The organism is Microbacterium ginsengisoli, assembly GCF_000956535.1.
GTDB classification, from domain to species: Bacteria; Actinomycetota; Actinomycetes; order Actinomycetales; family Microbacteriaceae; genus Microbacterium; species Microbacterium ginsengisoli.
Genome location: NZ_JYIY01000002.1, coordinates 1 through 756, shown reverse-complemented (window position 1 = coordinate 756; position 756 = coordinate 1). Strand labels below are relative to the sequence as shown.

The 756-nt window shown below is 71.6% G+C and carries 1 protein-coding gene; it reads left to right on the top strand.

The genetic code is table 11. The annotated features are described in order from the left end of the window. Positions 1–574 (top strand): winged helix-turn-helix domain-containing protein (locus tag RR49_RS16025; protein ID WP_245610919.1); only part of this gene is annotated, 574 nt, incomplete at its 5' end. Positions 575–756: the final 182 nt, after the last annotated feature.

The following is a 756-nucleotide window of genomic DNA, read 5'->3' as shown; positions in this document are numbered from 1 at the left end:
GGCCTACGTCGAGCCGCAGCCGGTGGCTCCGGCCTACGTCGAGCCCCAGCCGGCCGCGCCGGTCTACGTCGAGCCCCAACCGGTCGACGCGCCGCCCTACGCCGAACCGCAGCCCTACCCGGCGGAGCCCCCGGCATATCCCGTCGTCGTGCCGGCGGCACCGCCCGCGCAGGCGATCGTCCCCGTCTACCCTTCGCAGGAGCTCGCCCGTCCGGGGATGCCCGCGCCGGGCGGCGGCTACTGGATCACCCACCGCGACCTCCAGCTGAACCCCGAGACGCGCATCGTGCTCATCGGCGGGCAGCAGGTCGAGCTCACCCGCACCGAATTCGACCTGCTCGCGACCCTCCTCGAGTCGAAGCGTCGCGTGCGCAGCAAGGCCGACCTCACCCTCGTGCTGCGCGGCGAGTCGTACGTGACCTCCTACTACGTCGGCGAGGCCGACAAGCGCGCGGTCGAGGCGCACATGACGAACCTGCGCCGCAAGCTCGGCGACAACCCGTCGAACCCCCGCTACATCGAGACCGTCCGCGGCGTCGGCTACCGCCTCACCACCGAGCTGCTCGCGCCCTGACGCGCGGAGAAACGCGCGGGGGCGGCATCCGATCGGATGCCGCCCCCGCGCGTTTCGCGGGATGTCAGACCTTGTACCCGTGGTGACGGCGCACGAGCTTGCTGAACATGAGGAGCGTCTGCAGCACGGTCACCACACCGACGATGGGCCATCCCACCCACAGGATCGACGACTGCGCGACC